Source organism: Microbacterium sp. Root180 (assembly GCF_001428485.1).
Taxonomy (GTDB): domain Bacteria; phylum Actinomycetota; class Actinomycetes; order Actinomycetales; family Microbacteriaceae; genus Microbacterium.
Genome location: NZ_LMHS01000003.1, coordinates 340,920 through 357,688, shown reverse-complemented (window position 1 = coordinate 357,688; position 16,769 = coordinate 340,920). Strand labels below are relative to the sequence as shown.

Here is a 16,769-nt window from a genome sequence, read left to right as displayed (position 1 = left end):
GTCACAACTGGGTGACGTGCGCAGCCTGGAGACGGTGCTTGGTGTCCAGCGTCGACGTCGTCGCGTTCTCGATCACCGAGAGGTCGAAATCCGAGTGGTCGGTGACCAGGATGACGAGGTCCGCGGCATCGACGGCGTCGGCCGTGAGCGACACGCGTTCGACTCCCGCCGGCCAGCGATGCGCTTCGACCCGCTCGTCAGCGGCGCTCACCTCCGCGCCGTACTCTCGCAGCAGTTCGATGAGTCGCAGCGACGGCGACTCACGGATGTCGCCCGTATCGCGCTTGTAGGAGAGGCCGACCAGCAGCACTCGCGAACCGCGCAGCGACTTCGAATGATCGTTCAGCATCCGCAGGGCGCGCTGCACGACGTAGTCGGGCATGTGGTCGTTGATGTCGTTGGCGAGTTCCACGAAGCGGAAGCTCTGACCGAGCTCACGCTGCACCCGCCACGAGAGGTAGCTGGGGTCCACCGGCAGACAGTGCCCGCCGACGCCCGGGCCGGGCGTGAACTTCATGAAGCCGAACGGCTTTGTCGCCGCAGCGTCGATCGCCTCCCAGATGTCCACCCCCAGCTGGTGGGAGAAGATCGCCAACTCGTTGACGAGGGCGATGTTCACGTGGCGGAAGGTGTTCTCGAGGAGCTTGGTGAGCTCCGCCTCCTTGGGTGAGCGCACAGGCACGACCGTGTCGACAAGGCTCGCGTAGAACTCGCTCACAGCCGCCAGCGACCGGGCGTCGATCCCCGAAATGACCTTGGGCGTGTTCCAGAACCCCCATGTCGGGTTCCCGGGATCGATGCGCTCGGGGCTGTAGCCGGCAGAGAACTCCGAGCCCCCCACCAGTCCGGATCCGCGCTCCAGCAGCGGAACCAGGACCTCTTCGGTGGTTCCCGGGTACGTCGTCGACTCGAGGACGACCAGCGCGCCCTGCTTCAGGTGCGCGGCCAGCGATTCGCCGGCCGACTCGATATAGGAGATGTCGGGCATTCCCTCGCGGAGCGGCGTGGGCACGGTGATCACCGCAACGTCGAAGCCTGCGGCATCCGCATAGTCGGCGGTGGCGACGTACCGGCCCGACGACAGGGCCTCGCGAAGGGTGGCGGACGTGACGTCGTCGACATACGAGTCGCCCGACTTGAGCGCAGTCACCCGATTCTGATCGAGGTCGATTCCTACGACGGAATACCCCTTCTCTACCGCCCTCATCGCGACGGGGAGACCGACATAGCCCTGACCGACCACAACCAGCTTGGCGGGGTTCGCGGAAGTGTGACGCGAGGGAAGGTGTTGCACGACTAAAGCCTATTTCGTTCCGGGACTCCTCCACGCCACGGCGGTGGGCTTTCGCTCAGGCTGGAATCGGTAGCATTCTCCTCATGCCTGCGGGGAATCGACGAGTAATACGTAAGAAGCGCGCCAAACGCCGACGCGCACTCGCATGGACCCTCGGCATCGTCGGTCTTCTCATCGTGGTGGTGGGCGGAGTATCGGCCATCATTCTGCCCAAAGCGCTCGGAGCCCGCGACAGCCTGGAGGCGGCGATGCCGGCGGTGTCGCAAATCCAGGAGCTGATCGTCGCGGGCAAGAGCGAGGAGGCGCAGGCGAAGGCCGCCGACCTCGCCGAGACGGCGCGGAAAGCGAGCGCGGACACGGACGGGTTCGTCTGGCGAGCGATGGAGGTCGTTCCGTTCGTCGGCCAGAACCTCTACGCCGTGCGAATGGCGACTGCGACCGTTGACGAGATCGCCCGCGGTGCGATCGTCCCCGCGTCGACATTGAGTCTGGCGCAGCTGACTCCGGTTGACGGGCGGATCGACACCGCGTCGATCAGCACGCTCATCTCCACCTTCCACGCCATCGCCGGTTCGGTCAGTGAAGCCGAGGGCCTCATGGCCTCGGTCGACCGAGGCATCCTGGTCGGCCCCGTCAGCGGGGGCGTGAAGCGGATCGACGACGCGCTCGAGCGCGTGTCTTCCCTCATCGGTCCGGCGATGCCCGTCGTCGATGCCCTGCCGTCGATGCTCGGTCAGGACGGTCCGCGCGACGTCCTCGTGATCTTCCAGAACAACGGCGAGGTCATGCCGGCCGGCGGAACGGTCGGGTCGTTGGCACAGCTGCACATAGAGGATGGCGCCGTGAGTGTCGTGGCACAGTCCTCGGCGTCCGGGCGAGACATGGAGCAGTTCGCCGAGCCGATCGTTCCCATCGCCGACGACGTCCGCGACCTGTACCCGTTCGGTCTCGGCACTCACGTGCAGAACGCCACCAAGACGCCGAGGTTCGACCTCACGTTCGAGATCGCTCGCGAGATGTGGCGTCACAAGACAGGCGTCACTGTCGACGCCGTGATCTCAATGGACACCCTCGCGCTGAGCTACCTCCTCGTCGCGACAGGGCCGATTCCTATTTTCGACGGACTGGAGATCTCGAACGATAACGCGGTCCCGCTCCTGCTCGGCGACCTGTACTACGACTACGAGCCTGCCGAGGTCGACCTGATCAATCAGGCCTTCGCCGGCAAGACGCTCCAAGCGCTCATGTCCGGCGGCGCCGACCCGGCGAAGCTGGTGTCGGTTATCGGCCTCGCCGTGGAGGAGGGCAGGGTCCGTATATGGAGCTCGCGGGAGAGCGAGCAGCAGCTGATCGCTGGCACCGGCGTCGACAAGCGCGGTCCGGCGCAGACTGAGAAATCGGACGGAATCGGCGTCTACTTCACTGACTTCACGCCAGGAAAGATGCAGCGCTTCATGACGCAGAGCGTGGACGTGGCGCAGGGCGATTGCCAGGACGGCACCCGGCAGGTCCAGGTCTCGGTGACGATCGTCAACACGGTGGATGCCGCGTCTGTCGTTGGTCTCCCCGAGTATGTGACGGGCACAGGGGATTACACCCCCAAGGGGTCGATGCAGCTCGAGACTCTCGTCTACGCCCCCGCCGGGTACTCTCTGGTCGCCAGCGAGGTTGGCGGCGACATCGTAGGAGCGCGCACCGGTACCGATGGGGGAATGGCAGTGGAAGCCGTCCGCGTCGTGCTTGCCCCGGGCGAGAGCAGAACCATCGTGCTGCGATACTCGGCCGACGGGTCTGAGAGGCCGATCACCGCCGACGTGACGCCCGTGGTGAAGCCCACGACGCTCACGGACTCCGTGCTCGCCTGCGTCGCGGACTGATCCACGCGTGAACCCACGTCGGAGCATCGTTCTGCCGGAGACGATCGCCATTGGCGCGGCCCGTGTCGCGTTGCTTGCAACCCTCGCTTACTTCGTCGTGCTTCCGGTTGGTCACACCGCTATCCTCAGTTCGGCTCTGGCTCTTGCGGGAATTTCCGCGCTCACGCTCGCGGTGCTCGAGCGGCGCCGCTTAGCGCACGCGCTCGTGCCGGTCGTTGTCGCGTCCGCCGCCCTCATGGTCCTGGGCTTCGCTGTTGGATTCGGCAATCCCGGGTGGCAGCATTCCTTGATCGCGTGGGTGGGGGCTCCCGTGCTCTTCTGGATCTGGAGCGTGGCCATCTCGGAGGCCCTGCTGCGTTCCGTGCTGGTGGTCCTCGCCTGGGCGACGATCGCGCTCAGTGCGGTCATGCTGGTGGCCGCAGCGATCGGGTCATCGGCCTCGGGAGCGCTTCCCACGTTTCTCCGGGTCGTCTTCGACGCAGACGTGACCGGAAGCGGGCTGGCCAGCGCTGTCGGTGTCTACGGAGCATCCAGCCTGATCGCGCTTACGCCGATGTGGCTCATGGCCCTCTTCTTCGGAGATGCCCGCCATCTCCCACCCCGAGTCCTGGTGATCGCCGCGGCGGTCCTTTCATGTCTCGCGGCGCTCCTTTCGACCCGGCGGGCCAGTCTCGCGCTGGCCGTCGTCGCGCCCGTCCTCGTGGGCGTCGCCTATCTCGCGACGCGTGACTGGAAGGCGAACCCGTGGTCGCGTCGACGGTGGGTGCTCGCCACGGCGTGCGTAGCAGTTGCCGCGGTGGGCGTTCTGCTTGCCCAGCGGCTGCCCATCGTCGCACGGACTCTCGCCGGTATCGGAGGATTGCTGGCTGGAGAGGCGACGTCCATCGACGAGCGGCTTCGTTTGGAGCAGGTCCAGCGGCTCTGGGAGGGTTTCCTCCAATCGCCGGTGTGGGGGCACGGCATCGGCGCGACAATCGACGGCTACGCGCGCAACGACGAGCGTGCGTGGGCGTTCGAAATGCAGTACCACCTCCTTCTGTTTCAGACAGGGGCCTTGGGAGCCATCCTGCTGATTGCGATCGCAGTGACGACGGTGCTAGCGCTGTGGCGTGCTCAGCGACGCCGACCGGACCTGCGGCCCGTGCTTGCGGTCACCGCCACTGCGGCTCTCGCCGTCGCCCTGGCCAATGCCGTGAACCCGATTCTCCAGGCTCCCGGCCACTTCTGGGCTTTGTTCCTGGTCATCGGTGTCGTGAACTCAGCGCTCGTCGGCCAGCCGGCTCCCTCACTTGGCCTGCGCGTAGCTTCGAGCCGCGGCTCCGACTAGTCAGCCCTGCGGCTCGCCTTCCGTTCGCGCCGCCAGCGGAGGCATCGGGGCCCAGGTCGCGTCCTTCGCGATCTTGCGCCCATCCCGGATGCCGCGGAACAGGTTGCTGGTGCCCCGGACCTTGCGCTCGACGAACACCAGGCGGATCAGCTCCTTCGCGAACGTCAGCACGGAGCCGAGCCAGAAGCGCACCGGCCGGTAGGCGCCGTTGACCTTGAAGTAGTGCTTCATGTGCCCGCGGTTGCGCATGATGTAGTACCGGTAGGCGTCGCTCGAAGCGTTCAGGTGCCGGATGCCCATGTCCCACTGACGGATCTCGCGCGTGCGGCGCAGCACGAACTCGTCGACGATGACGGCGGTCGTCCGGCGCGAGGCGAGCCAGCCGTAGACCGAGTCGTCCCAGTAGATGAAGAAGCGCGGGTCGGGGAGGCCGATCTGCGACACGATGTCGCGGTGGATGAACATGCCCTCGAAGCATCCGCTGTTCATCTCGCGGTAGCCGGAGGCGTCGAATCCGGCGGGTGCGAACGGTATCGGGATGCCGAAGGGGATCGACAGCCGGTACTGCCAGTAGAACTCGCTGCCGTCGTAGTCGTAGCGTCGGCCCTGGATGCTCTTGAATCGTGGGGACCACGCGCCCATCCGGGCGAGGCCGTCGGGAAGCACCTCGACGTCGTCGTCCATGAGCCAGATCCACTCGGAGCCGAGTTCGTAGGCGACGCGCATGCCCTCGCTGAATCCGCCCGAGCCGCCGGTGTTGGTCTCCATGCGGTGGTAGACGAGCTCCGTGCCGATGCGGTCGCGGAACGACTCGACCACGGCGGACGTGTCGTCCGATGAGGCGTTGTCGATGATGACGACGTGGCCCGGCTTCGGGTCCATGAGCGCGATGCTCTCCAGCAGACGCGTGAGCAGACCGGAGCGGTTGTAGGTCACGATCGCGATCGTGGCGCTCGCCGGGTCGAAGGCGGCGGAGACGGATGCCGCGCTCATCGGCCGCTCCCGAAGGTGCCCTGCCACGCTTCGAGCGAGGTCAGTTCGTCGGAGGCCGCTCGGTACCGGGCGGCGAGTTTCGGCCACTCTCGCTGCAGCCGCCGGTGGAGGCGCACGCTCTCTCGCAGCATCCGGCGGTACTGGCGCCGATCGCGCGTGTAGATGTTCTTGCCCGACCCGTCGGCGGCGCTCACCAGCGCACTGTCGTAGATCGGCAGCCGCCACCAGTGCGCATCGCCCTTGCCGAACTCCACCTCGGGCTGCGCGATGTTCTCGGGCCGCGGCGCGTGGAACCAGTGCGAGACGAGGGTGCTCAGCGTGAACCAGCGCAGGCGCAGCCCGGTGGGGTTGTCGAGCTTGTGCACCGAACGGTGCGTGAAGACGACGCGCCCGCGTCGAGAGCGGAGCGGGACCCCGGAGTCCTTGTGGATGACGGTCTCGGGGAAGTCGGCGGCGACCGCACGGGCCTCGGGCATCGCGGTCGCCAGATTGCGGCGCATGTGCTCGGGGCCGGACAGCACGTCCTGAAGTGCCCGGTGGCGCAGGGCGACGGGGTAGTACTGCATCATCATGAGGTGCTTGAGATCCATGCGCCGGCTGTGACGCAGGAGCGTGCCGCCGTTGGGCGCGTTCGAGTGGAGGAGGGCCGCCACGATGCGATTGCGGGCGTGGAAGTAGGCCTGCCAGTCGATGGTGTCGTCCTTGCCGACCCATGACACGTGCCACAGCGCGACGCCGGGGAGCGACACGGTCGGATAGCCGGCCTCCCGTGCCCGCAGGCAGTACTCCGCGTCGTCCCATTTGATGAACGCCGGGAGCGGAAGTCCCAGTTCGCGGATCGCCGCGATCGGGATGAGGCACATCCACCAGCCGTTGTAGTCGGCGTCGAGGCGCATGTGAAGCATGGGCGTCTGACGCAGGTTCGCCACGCTGAAGTCGTGCGGGAGCTTCTCCTGGTAGAGCGCCCGCCACATGAACGGCTCCTCGTCCACGACCTCGGCCCACGCGTGGAGCTTCGGACGGTCGAGCAGGTCGAACATGTGGGCCCCGACGATGGTCGGCACCGTCGCGTACTGCGCGAAGACGATCGAGCGCCGGACCGACTCCGGCTCGAGTCGGACGTCGTCGTCCATCAGCTGGACGAACTCGGTCTCGGGGCGGGCGAGGCTCTCCGCCATCACGCGCGCGAAGCCGCCGGAGCCGCCGAGGTTCGGCTGGGTCACGATCTGCAGGGTCTCGCCCAGCGCCGCCGAGACCTCGGCGAACTCGGGCTGAGCGTCGACGCGGCGATCGCCCTGGTCGATGATGAAGATGCGGTCGAGCAGCTCGAGAACGTCCGGCGACTCCGCCAGGTTCATCAGCGTCCACACGCAGTAGTCCGGCTTGTTGTACGTCGTGATGCCGATCGAGGCCTTGCCCGCGCGGGTGGGATCCTGTTCGGTCGTCCACTCCGCTCCCTCGAAGATGGCGCTCTTCTCATCGGCGACGATGTCGAACCAGATGAAGCCGCCGTCGCTGAACTGGTCCAGGACCAGATCGAACACGGTTGCCGTGGCGCCCTCGACCTCGCGGGTCTCGATGCGCTGGCGCACGCCCGAGCCGTTCGAGCGGTAGACGAGGATCGTCGCAGGTCCGCTCGTGCGGACCGTGAGACGGACGTCGCGGACCGTCGTCCAGTGCTGCCAGTACGAGGCCGGGAAGGCATTGAAGTACGTTCCGAAAGACACCCGCCGACCGGCGAGGATCCGCGCGGAGGTGCGCCCGAGGATGTTGCCGAGCTGCGCCCGGTTGGAGACGCGCACCGGCTCCTCGTCGATCACGGACCACGTCTCAGGGTCCACGTAGAGGGGAAGAAGGTCGGGATCGCGGTCAGTCGGGAAGACGACGTTCTGAAGGATGTGTGTCACGTGGGGACTTCCATGAGCGGGCGGGGCGCGGGGCGTCGGGCCAGGGAAGAAGCCTACCCTGCCCGTCGTGGGCTCCCCTGTGAACGGCTCAGCCCGTGACGAGCGGATCGTCGCGGTCGCGGGGAAGCCCGCCCTCGGTGCCCGGCGCGTCGATCCGCTCCCGCCACGAGCGGGACTGTCCGGCGCGCACCGCGCACAGCACGAGCATCATCCATCCGATCCCGACGAGCGTGAAGCTCTCGAACATCGAGTCGATGAGCAGTGCGATGAGGATCAGCGGCGTCCACGCGTAGATCACCGATCGCCGCTCGCTCGCGGCGAGCCAGGCCCGCACCAGCGCGATCGCCGCGAGCGCGATGAAGAAGAACAGTCCGACCCAGCCGAGCTGAAGCAGCACGTCGAAGTAGGCGTTGAGTCCGGTGGCGTGCGACGAATCGAGGATGTAGTTGATGATGCCGAAGGGGTACTCGCGCGGGCTCCATGCGCCGAACCATCCCCAGCCGAGGACGGGCTCGAATCGCACGTAGTCGACCATCACGTTCCACAGGTTCACCCTCATGGAGAAGTCGGTGCCGGCGCCCAGCCACGCGATGATCGGATGCCGTGCGAAGTAGCCCACGAGCACACCGACGACCACGAGCGCGCCCAGGCCGAGCTGGAGGGCGCCCCGGTGTTCCGGGCGGGTGTGCCGGACCAGCGCGAGAGCGGCCACGGCGAGGCCGACGCCGACCGCGAGCACGAGGACGGTCGGAGAGTCGCTGAGCGCGGCGAGTCCGCCGGCAAGCAGCACCGAGGCGTACGACAGACCCGGGCGCACCGACTGCGTGCGGTACTCGATGAGGAACGTGATGAGCGCCAGGACCGCGACGAAGCCGAGCATGTTGCGCGTTCCGAAGATGCCTTGAATCGGTCCGAGCTCAGCGATGTTGCCTTGCACGCCGAGGAACCGGATCGGGATGTCGAGCAGGATGCCCGAGAGCACCTCGACGGCGAGCGACACCGCCAGCAGCGCCCGGAGGACGTCGCCGAGCGCTCTCACGGTCTGAAGGGTGTCGCGGACGTGGCCGATCACCACCGCGAGGAAGGCGAGGGCGGCGGTGGTCACCCAGCTCCAGAACGAGGTCGCGGAGTCGGAGCTCCAGAAGACGCTCGCGAGCGCCCATCCGAGGAACAGCACGAGCGTCGTCGGCACGAGACGCAGCAGCGAGATCTCCTGGCGCCGCGTGGCGAGGATACCGGCGCCGAGCACGCACAGCCCCACGATGATCGAGACGTACGTCACCCGGCCGGCCAGGCGCTCGATCGCGAACGACGCGAACACCGCGCCGAGCACGGTCACCGTATAGGCGCGGGCGAGATCGGCCGACCCGAGGAGCGTCAGGAACCACCCGTGCGGGGGGCGCGCGCCGGAAGCCGCCGTCACGGCGCCTGCTTCGTCGGCTCGCCCCGCTCGATCGCGAGGCTCTGCTCGGCCGGGCCCACGCCGACGTGGGGGGACTGCTTGATCTTGGCGCCGAGCATCACCACGAACATCCAGCCCCACAGGAGGAGCGGACTGGACTCGGCGAGTCCCTGCACGAGGACGATCGCACCGATCAGGGTCGGCAGGAGGGTGATGGGGGAGTAGGGCCGGTCGTCGCGCAGGTCCCACCGGGGACGGTCCACGGCGAAGAACCACGACCGCCAGACGAACGCGAGGTAGACGAATGCGGTGACGACGACTCCGACGATGCCGAGCTGCATGCGGATGTCGACCCACATGTTGTGCGCCTGGAGCACGGTTTGGCCGTGGTCGATGATCCAGCCGTCGAAGGCGGGGTCCCAGGGGGCCCACGGCGTCGCGTAGCCCCAGCCGAGCCACGGCCGCTCGCCGGCCCGCTCCAGCACGGCGTCCCAGATGTCCTCGCGGCCGGTCAGATCGGCGCTGCGCCCGAGCGCCGCGAAGATGCTGTCGCGCAGGAAGTACAGGGCGGCGAGGCCGCCGAGGCCGACGACCGCGTAGGCGACGTAGTACTTGGTGCGCTCGTGCGGTCGCCGTGCGCGGCGCATCAGCAGCACAGTGGCGAGCACGACGACGACCGCGGCCGCGGCCACGTACGCCGTCGCCGACGAGGCCCGGTAGAAGAGGTATGCCGACAGTCCGATCCACGCCCACAGCAGCCCGCGCCGCGGGGCGCGCAACGCGATCCGGATGCCGAACACGATGATCGCGAGCAGGGCGACCGGCCCGAGCAGGTTGGCGTTGCCCATGATCCCCTGGAGGCGGCCGCCCTCGAAGAGGTTGTTCCGCGACCAGTATTCGATCGGGTCGGCGGCCGTGGCGACCTCGAACCCGGGGAGGACCGGCGCCTGGACGAACACCGCCACCCACAGCTCGAACAGGATCGACAGCGCCAGCACCCATTTCAGAGCGGATGCCGCCGCCCGGACGAGCTCCCGCCAGGTCAGCACGTTGCCGATGAACAGGGCCTGGGTCGTGGTGATCCACAGCAGCAGGAGGGTGAGTGCCGTCGTCTGGGGCCACGCCGACCACAGCAGCGACAGCGTCGCCAGCGCGACGAAGGCGACGACGAACCACGGGAGTCTCCGCCACGCGACGGGCGGGCGGATCACGATCCACAGCGCGACGGACAGGAGTCCGCCCGCGATGGTGATCACGGCCGCGCTCAGCTCGCCGAAGGCGTGCACCCAGGCGGTGCCGGACAGGGCCATGAACATCACGAAGATGCACCAGCCGCGCAGCATGAGGTGGCCCGACTTCTCACGTACCGGTGGCGCGGGCGGTGCCGATGCCGGATGCTTCGAGTGGACGGCCATCGCTCCCAGGCTACTCCCGCGAACCTGCGGATCCGGTGCGGCTCAGGCCCGGAGCCGGGGCGGCGCCGCCGTACGCTGGAGGCATGCTCGTGCCGCTCACGAACGAACCCCGCGACTACGCGTGGGGGTCGGCCACGCTCATCGCGGGGCTGGAGGGCCGAGCGCCCACCGGTCGCCCCGAGGCCGAAGTGTGGTTCGGCGATCATCCCGGCGATCCCTCGATCACGCCCGACGGCCGCACTCTCGACGTGTGGCTGGCCGACGAGGGCCGAGACGCCGGTGCTCCGGAGCATCTGCCCTACCTTCTGAAGCTGCTGGGCGCGGCATCCGCTCTGTCGATCCAGGCGCACCCGTCGAAGCCGCAGGCGCAGGCGGGATTCGCGCGGGAGGAGGCCGCGGGTATCCCGCGCGATGCCGACGGGCGCGTCTATCGCGACGAGAACCACAAGCCGGAGCTGATCGTCGCCGTGAGCGACGAGTTCCTTGCGCTGGCGGGGCTGCGGGAGGTCGAGGCCAGCCGTCGCCTCGTGAAGGCGCTCGGTGCCGGCGGGCGCCCCCTCGAGGAGCGCCTGGGAGTGTCCGATGTCGCGCTCCGTGATGTGCTCGCCTGGGTGCTGTCGCCCGAAGCCCGGGGAGACGTGCGCGACGTGATCGCGGCGGCGGTGGCCGCGACGTCCGACGAGTTCCGTGCCGAGCTCTCCGTCGTCCGTACACTGCAGGAGCGATTCCCGGGCGACCCCGGCATCGTGGTCGCGCTGCTGATGAACCTCGTGACCCTCCGCCGTGGCGAGGGACTGTTCGTGCCGGCAGGCGTGCTGCACGCCTACCTCGAGGGGCTCGGGGTCGAGCTGATGGCAGCCAGCGACAACGTGCTGCGGGGCGGGCTCACGTCCAAGCACATCGCCGTGGCGGAGCTGCTCGACGTGATCGACGACGCCCCGCGCACGCCGCCGATCATCGAGCCGAGCGTCGTCGCCGCGCAGGTCGGGCGATTCGACGTGCCCGTGAGCGATTTCGTGCTGGATCGGGTGACGCTGGGCGGCGCGCACGGCGAGCTCGTGCGACCGGTCCACGGCGCGTCGATCGTGCTCGGCACGGCCGGCACGATCACCGTGACGGGGTCGGCGAGCCGCGCGGCCGAGACGCTCGCCCCTGGAGCCGCCGTGCTCGTCACCCCCGACGAGAAGTCGATCCTCCTGCAGGGCGACGGAGAGGTCTTCATCGCCGCAGCGGGGGAGAGCGCTCGCTCCTCCGCGTAGATGATGGACTTCTCATCGGACCGTTATCACACGGCGACGCGCCGACGGCGAGTCGCGAAGGTTCAAGAGCGAGTTGAGCCTTTAGTATCTGCGACTTGACCTGAGCGAACTACACCGGTGTAATTACTCCAACACGCACACCGCGTGGAGGGGTATCCCCGGGGGGAGTACGAGATGACGGCGTCGCAATACCGTTCCGGCGTTCCCGACAACTGGTTCGTCGATCCGGTCCAGCTCGGGGTCCCAGGTGTCCGCCGACCGATCGAGGGTGACGACAATCCGCTCTCCTGGCAGACCGATGCGCTCTGCTCCCAGACCGACCCCGAGGCCTTCTTCCCGGAGAAGGGCGGATCCACGCGCGACGCCAAGCGCGTCTGCGGCACGTGCGACGTCCGCGGCGAGTGCCTCGAGTACGCGCTCCAGAACGATGAGCGCTTCGGCATCTGGGGCGGCCTGAGCGAGCGCGAGCGCCGCAAGCTCAAGCGCCGCGCCGGCTGATCCGACAGCATCCGGCTCTTTCGCCGATCGATCCGACTCGATCGGCGCGTGCGGCCGCGGGTCGTGCGGATGCCGCCTAGGCTGACCACGTCATGCCCGTCCGAGTACACGCCATCCTCGTCGTGCGTCCCGACGGCCGCACGCCGGCCGCGTATCACCTGCGGCGCACACTGGCGGCGCTGACGGAGCAGAGCCGTCCCGTCGATGTCCTCACGATCGTGCTGTGCGGCGGCGATGAGACACTCGCCGAGGTCGCGCGGACCTCGCTCGCCGAATCCGTGATCGAGGCCCCGTCGTCGACGGGTTTCGCCTCTGCCATCGCGCTCGTCGCGCCGCGCCTCGACGGCGATGCGGTGTGGCTCCTCGCCCAGGACACCGCTCCCGAGCGTGAGACGCTGGCTCGCCTCGCGGGCGCGCTCGAGCTGTCGCCGTCCGCGGCGTTCGCCGCGCCGAAGCTCGTGCGCTGGGACGATCGCTCCGAGATCGTCTCCCTCGGCGTGGGGATGACGCGGTTCGGGCGGTCGATCGGACTCGCCGACGGCGAGCTCGACCAGGGCCAGCACGACGGCGGCGCCGATGTGCTGGGCGCTGACGTCCGGGGCCTCCTCGTGCGCGCGGACGCGTGGCGTGAGCTGGGCGGCATCGACCCCGCACTGCACGGCGCCGACGAAGGACTCGACCTCGGCGTGCGCGCACGCCTCGCGGGTGCGCGGGTCGAGCTGGCTCCGACGGCCATCGTGGCGACGGCGGGAGACGGCGTGGCGGGCCAGCCTTCCGCGCTGACCGCCCCGCGGCGCCGACGCCGGGCGTACTCGTCACGCGTCGCCCAGCTGCACCGGCGGCTTTCCTACGCGCCCGCGGTGGCCGTGCCGCTGCACTGGCTCGCGATCCTGCCCCTCGCCGTGTGGCGGACTGTCGTCGATCTCGTTCGCAAGGAGCCGGGCAGCATCCTTCCCGAGTGGGGCGCGGCCGCGGTGGCGATGTTCCGGCCCGTCGCGGTGTCGCGCAGCCGGAGGCGGCTCGCGCAGACCAAGCGCACATCGTGGGCCCAGCTCGCGCCCCTGCGCACGACGGGCTCCGAGCTGCGTGAGCAGTTCGGACACGAGCCGGCCGACACCGTCGTCGGAACCCCGCGACGGTCCGAACTGCGGTTCTTCTCGGGCGGGGCGGCGTGGCTGGTGCTGGGCGCGCTCGTCGCCTCGATAGCCGCTTTCCCTGCTCTCCTCGCGTGGACCACGGTGGGCGGCGGCGCGCTGCAGCCGCTGCGCACCGCCGTCTTCCAGCTGTGGACGGATGCCGCGTACGGCCAGCGGGCGCTCGGGCTCGACACGATCGGACCCGCCGATCCCTTCGCGGGGGTCATCGCGGTCCTCGGCTCGCTGTCGCCGTGGGCGCCGTCGCGCGCCGTCGTGATCCTGTGGATCATCGCGCTGCCGCTGGCAGCGCTCGGCGGATGGTTCGCTGCGACGCGCGTGACGGACAGGTCCGTGCTGCGGCTCATGGTGGGGGTGCTGTGGGCGCTGTCGCCCGCGTTCCTGGTGGCACTCACCCAGGGCCGTCCCTCCGCCGTGCTCGCTCATCTGCTGCTCCCGTGGCTCTTCCTCGCGGGGTCGGTCGCGCATCGTTCGTGGGCGGGGGCGGGGGCGGCATCGCTCCTTCTCGCGGCGGTGCTCGCGGTCTCGCCGTCCCTCGCTCCCGCACTGGTCGTCGCATGGGCGGGATCGATCGTCCTCGCGGTGGTGCTGCGCGGCGGACGGGGCGTGGCGCGGCTCATCTGGATGATCGTCCCGGCGGTGGTGCTCTTCGCGCCCCTGGTCTGGAGCGCGTCTCGTCGGGGCGAGCTGTGGGGACTGCTCTCGGATCCGGGCGTGCCGTGGGCAGGACCGCAGGTCGCTCCGGATGCCGCGGGACGGGCGCTCCTCGCCGCGGGCATCCCCACGCCCGATCTCGCCGGGTGGACCACTCTGCTTCCCGAGGGCCCGACGTGGTGGGTCCCGCTCCTGGTCGCTCCCGTTGCGCTGCTCGCCCTGATCTCCCCGCTCACCCAGCGCTGGGCAGCCGGCATCACCCTCCTGGTCGTGACCGCCCTCGGAATGACCACCGCGTTCGCCGCCGTGGGGATCGCGGTCTCGTTCGATCAGTCCACCGCGGTGGCCATCTGGCCCGGCGGCGGCCTGAGCCTCGCGTGGCTCGGTGCGATCGGCGCGGCAGCCGTCGCGCTGGACGCCGGACTCGCCCCTCGCCTCCGGCTCGTCCGCGGCCTGGCGGCGACGGTCGCCCTCCTCGGCATCGCCGTGCTCGCCGTTCCCTCACTCACGGCGATGACGCGCGGCACCGCGCTGCTCACGAACGGACCGGAATCCACCCTCCCCGCGTACGTCGCGGCCGAGGGGAACGACGATCCGGACGTCGGCACGATCGTGCTCACGCCGCAGAACGCCGGGGGAGTGTCGGCGCAGGTCGTCTGGGGCGGGAGCGAGACGATCGGCGGTCAGACCACGCTGCTCTCGACCCGCACGGAGCCCGACGAGCAGGCCGCCGACCTTGCCGAGCTCGCCGCCGATCTGGTGACCTCGTCGGCAGACGACGTCGTGGCCGAGCTCGCCGAGCGCGGGATCTCGTTCGTCCTCGTCGCACCGGCGACAGCGCCCGAGTCCGACACCGCCCGCACCATGCGACTGTCGGCGACGACCGCGCTGGATCAGCGCGACACCCTCGACGCCGTGGGTGAGACGACCAAGGGGGCGCTGTGGCGAGTGACCTCCGAGCCGGCGCCCCGTCCGGCGGTGGCGGCATCCGTTCATGCCACCGCGGCGCTCATCACCGCCGCGCAGATCGCCGTCCTGGCGGCAGCGCTCCTGCTCGCCCTTCCCACGAGCGCGTCGCGTCGCGAGGCGCGGCAGACGCCGCGCGTCGTCGGCCCGCATTGGCAGGAGGGTCGATGAGCGATCGGCGCATGTTCCGCTGGGCGACGACGAGCACCCGGCTGCTGGCCGGAACGGTCGTGTCGGCGGCCGCCGTGGTCGCCGTGGCGACCGCTGTCACGCTGCCGTGGCCGACCGTGGCGCGCGAGCCGGCGTCCGTATCGGCCCAGCCTGCCCCGGCCGCGTCCGTCGTCGCCTGCGACGGGCCGCTGCTGACCGTCGGCAGGGATGTCGCACAGGCGGGGGCCGTGTCGATCGCGGCCTCCCAGCAGGTGACCAGCGGTGTGGGCGAAGGCGCTCCGCCGCCGACCGAGACCGTGCTCGCCCTCGACGGACAGGACCTCGGCGACGGTCCGCAGGTCTTCACCGCGCCGCCCCAGGACCGGGAGCGGGTGGACGTCGGCGCGGCGGGCTCGGCGATCGTCTCGGCGGACGATCTCGCCGGATTCGCGGCATCCGCGTGCCGCCCGCCGCTCCTCGAGTCGTGGCTCGTCGGAGGGTCGGGCGAGACCGGAGCCGCCGACCTCGTTCTGCTGTCGAACCCGGGGGTGGTTCCCGCCACGGTGCAGCTCAGCGTCTTCGGCGCCGCCGGAGCGCAGACGCCGCCCGGCGGCACCGATGTCGTCGTGGCCCCGGGAACGCAGCGCGCGATCCCGCTGGCGGGTCTGGTCCTCGGCGAGGCGAGCCCGGTGGTGCGGGTCTCGGCGGCCGGCGCCCCCGTGCACGCGTCGCTGCAGGCGAGCATCACGCGCACACTGACCCCGGGCGGCGTGGATCAGGTCAGCTCGATCCCGGAGCCGCTCGCCGAGCAGACGATCACCGGCGTCGCGGTCACGCGCGCCCCGGGAGCGGACGGCGCCTCGGACGTCGCGACCGTGCTGCGGATGCTCGCGCCGTCCGCCGATGCCACGGCGTCGATCACCGTGACACCCGTCGGCCGGGACGATCCGGCGCGGGAGCCGGAGGAGGTGGCGCTGGTCGCAGGTCAGCCCGTGGAGGTCGACCTCGGCGGCCTCCCGGTGGGCACCTACACGGTCCGCGTCGAGGCCGGCGAGCCGCTGGTGGCCGCGGTGTGGCAGGCGACCGGGTACGAGGCGGGCGACGACTTCGCCTGGTACACGCCGTCGCCGGTGGTGTCGGTGCCGAGCCTGTTCGCAGCGCCGAGCGGCCCCCCGCCCGCGCTCACCCTCGTGAATCCCGACGACGAGCCGGTCGAGGTCTCGCTGACCTCGGAGGACGGCTCGTACCGCCTCGATGTGACGGTGCCGGCGAACGGCAGCACGACCGCCCGGCTCTCGCCGCGCACGGTCTACGTCCTGGATCCGGGCGCGGGGCGGATCCGCGCCGCACTGTCGCTGACGGGAGACGGCGCGCTGGCGGGCATGTCGGTGTGGCCCGCCGACGCTGCGGCACCCGACATCGTCGTCTACCCCTAGAAGAACCGGAACCGCTCGGGGCCGAGGTCCCAGGGATCGCGGTCGAGGTACTCGGCCGCCGCGCGGAACACGCAGCTCTCGATCATCATGCGGCGGTGCAGGTCGTCGTCGCGGTGCAGATGGCTCAGGCGCTCGATCGGCAGGCGGTAGACGATGATCCGCCGCGCGTCGCGCAGCGCCGTCCAGCGGGGGATGCCGTCGTCGTCGCTCGCCGGTGGCATGTCGGCGATCTCGAAGCTGACGTCGCGCAGTTCCGGCCACGCCGACCGCAGGAACTCCGCCGCGGTGCCGACGGCGAGGTCGAAGCGGTCGATCCTCGTGTCGAGCGGGGGGAGCGGCGGGCGCACGACCGGACTGCGGTCCTCCCGACCGTGCCGGCCGTGGCGCGAGCGTCGCCGGGACGGTGATTCCGTGCTCCGGGTCCGCCGCCACGCCAT

Annotated in this window: 12 protein-coding genes; 6 read left to right on the top strand and 6 right to left on the bottom strand. The window is 69.9% G+C overall.

Annotated features, from left to right (window positions below; all coding sequences use genetic code 11):
• Window position 1: 1 nt before the first annotated feature.
• On the bottom strand, window positions 2–1,294 hold the full coding sequence (locus ASD93_RS09120; RefSeq protein ID WP_235566921.1) for a nucleotide sugar dehydrogenase: 1,293 nt from the start codon (window positions 1,292–1,294) through the stop codon (window positions 2–4).
• A gap of 83 nt (window positions 1,295–1,377) precedes the next feature.
• Between ASD93_RS09120 and ASD93_RS09115 the strand changes: the two genes are divergently transcribed.
• Window positions 1,378–3,171: a DUF4012 domain-containing protein gene (locus ASD93_RS09115; RefSeq protein WP_157536915.1), complete on the top strand. Its 1,794-nt coding sequence runs from the start codon at window positions 1,378–1,380 to the stop codon at window positions 3,169–3,171.
• A 7-nt stretch (window positions 3,172–3,178) separates the two neighbouring features.
• Window positions 3,179–4,498 carry an O-antigen ligase family protein gene (locus ASD93_RS09110; RefSeq protein WP_056121546.1) on the top strand — a complete coding sequence of 440 codons (1,320 nt, stop codon included), beginning with the start codon at window positions 3,179–3,181 and terminating at the stop codon, window positions 4,496–4,498.
• Here the strand turns inward: ASD93_RS09110 and ASD93_RS09105 are convergent, their stop codons facing one another.
• The 4 genes from ASD93_RS09105 to ASD93_RS09090 all read right to left on the bottom strand — a co-directional run bounded on the left by ASD93_RS09105 (window position 4,499) and on the right by ASD93_RS09090 (window position 10,215).
• Complete coding sequence (locus ASD93_RS09105) at window positions 4,499–5,491, bottom strand: glycosyltransferase (RefSeq protein ID WP_056121544.1); 993 nt, start codon at window positions 5,489–5,491, stop codon at window positions 4,499–4,501.
• On the bottom strand, window positions 5,488–7,398 hold the full coding sequence (locus ASD93_RS09100; RefSeq protein WP_056121542.1) for a glycosyltransferase: 1,911 nt from the start codon (window positions 7,396–7,398) through the stop codon (window positions 5,488–5,490). Before ASD93_RS09100 ends, ASD93_RS09105 begins: the two co-directional genes overlap by 4 nt.
• 88 nt (window positions 7,399–7,486) lie before the next feature.
• Window positions 7,487–8,821 carry an O-antigen ligase family protein gene (locus tag ASD93_RS09095; RefSeq protein WP_056121540.1) on the bottom strand — a complete coding sequence of 445 codons (1,335 nt, stop codon included), beginning with the start codon at window positions 8,819–8,821 and terminating at the stop codon, window positions 7,487–7,489.
• A complete protein-coding gene (locus ASD93_RS09090) occupies window positions 8,818–10,215 on the bottom strand; it encodes an O-antigen ligase family protein (RefSeq protein WP_056121538.1) in 1,398 nt (465 codons plus the stop codon). The genes ASD93_RS09095 and ASD93_RS09090 overlap by 4 nt, the downstream gene beginning before the upstream one ends.
• 83 nt (window positions 10,216–10,298) lie before the next feature.
• Here ASD93_RS09090 and manA point away from each other — a divergent pair, with 83 nt between their 5' ends.
• The 4 genes from manA to ASD93_RS09070 all read left to right on the top strand — a co-directional run bounded on the left by manA (window position 10,299) and on the right by ASD93_RS09070 (window position 16,332).
• Window positions 10,299–11,474 carry a mannose-6-phosphate isomerase, class I gene (gene manA / locus ASD93_RS09085; RefSeq protein ID WP_056121535.1) on the top strand — a complete coding sequence of 392 codons (1,176 nt, stop codon included), beginning with the start codon at window positions 10,299–10,301 and terminating at the stop codon, window positions 11,472–11,474.
• A 174-nt stretch (window positions 11,475–11,648) separates the two neighbouring features.
• A complete protein-coding gene (locus ASD93_RS09080; RefSeq protein WP_082569261.1) occupies window positions 11,649–11,972 on the top strand; it encodes a WhiB family transcriptional regulator in 324 nt (107 codons plus the stop codon).
• 92 nt (window positions 11,973–12,064) lie between these two features.
• Window positions 12,065–14,917, top strand: coding sequence for a glycosyltransferase (locus tag ASD93_RS09075; RefSeq protein ID WP_056121534.1), 2,853 nt, complete (start codon window positions 12,065–12,067; stop codon window positions 14,915–14,917).
• Complete coding sequence (locus ASD93_RS09070; RefSeq protein WP_056121532.1) at window positions 14,914–16,332, top strand: DUF5719 family protein; 1,419 nt, start codon at window positions 14,914–14,916, stop codon at window positions 16,330–16,332. Before ASD93_RS09075 ends, ASD93_RS09070 begins: the two co-directional genes overlap by 4 nt.
• On the opposite strand, the gene ASD93_RS09065 is transcribed toward ASD93_RS09070, so the two are convergent.
• On the bottom strand, window positions 16,329–16,679 hold the full coding sequence (locus tag ASD93_RS09065) for a metallopeptidase family protein (protein ID WP_056124270.1): 351 nt from the start codon (window positions 16,677–16,679) through the stop codon (window positions 16,329–16,331). The two genes, ASD93_RS09070 and ASD93_RS09065, sit on opposite strands and share 4 nt — an antisense overlap.
• Window positions 16,680–16,769 lie beyond the last annotated feature (90 nt).

Coding starts and splice junctions, on each gene's coding strand:
- ASD93_RS09080 (WP_082569261.1), top strand. CDS start 11,649: ATGACGGCGTCGCAATACCGTTCCGGCGTTCCCGACAACTGGTTCGTC.
- manA (WP_056121535.1), top strand. CDS start 10,299: ATGCTCGTGCCGCTCACGAACGAACCCCGCGACTACGCGTGGGGGTCG.
- ASD93_RS09105 (WP_056121544.1), bottom strand. CDS start 5,491: ATGAGCGCGGCATCCGTCTCCGCCGCCTTCGACCCGGCGAGCGCCACG.
- ASD93_RS09090 (WP_056121538.1), bottom strand. CDS start 10,215: ATGGCCGTCCACTCGAAGCATCCGGCATCGGCACCGCCCGCGCCACCG.
- ASD93_RS09115 (WP_157536915.1), top strand. CDS start 1,378: ATGCCTGCGGGGAATCGACGAGTAATACGTAAGAAGCGCGCCAAACGC.
- ASD93_RS09070 (WP_056121532.1), top strand. CDS start 14,914: ATGAGCGATCGGCGCATGTTCCGCTGGGCGACGACGAGCACCCGGCTG.
- ASD93_RS09075 (WP_056121534.1), top strand. CDS start 12,065: ATGCCCGTCCGAGTACACGCCATCCTCGTCGTGCGTCCCGACGGCCGC.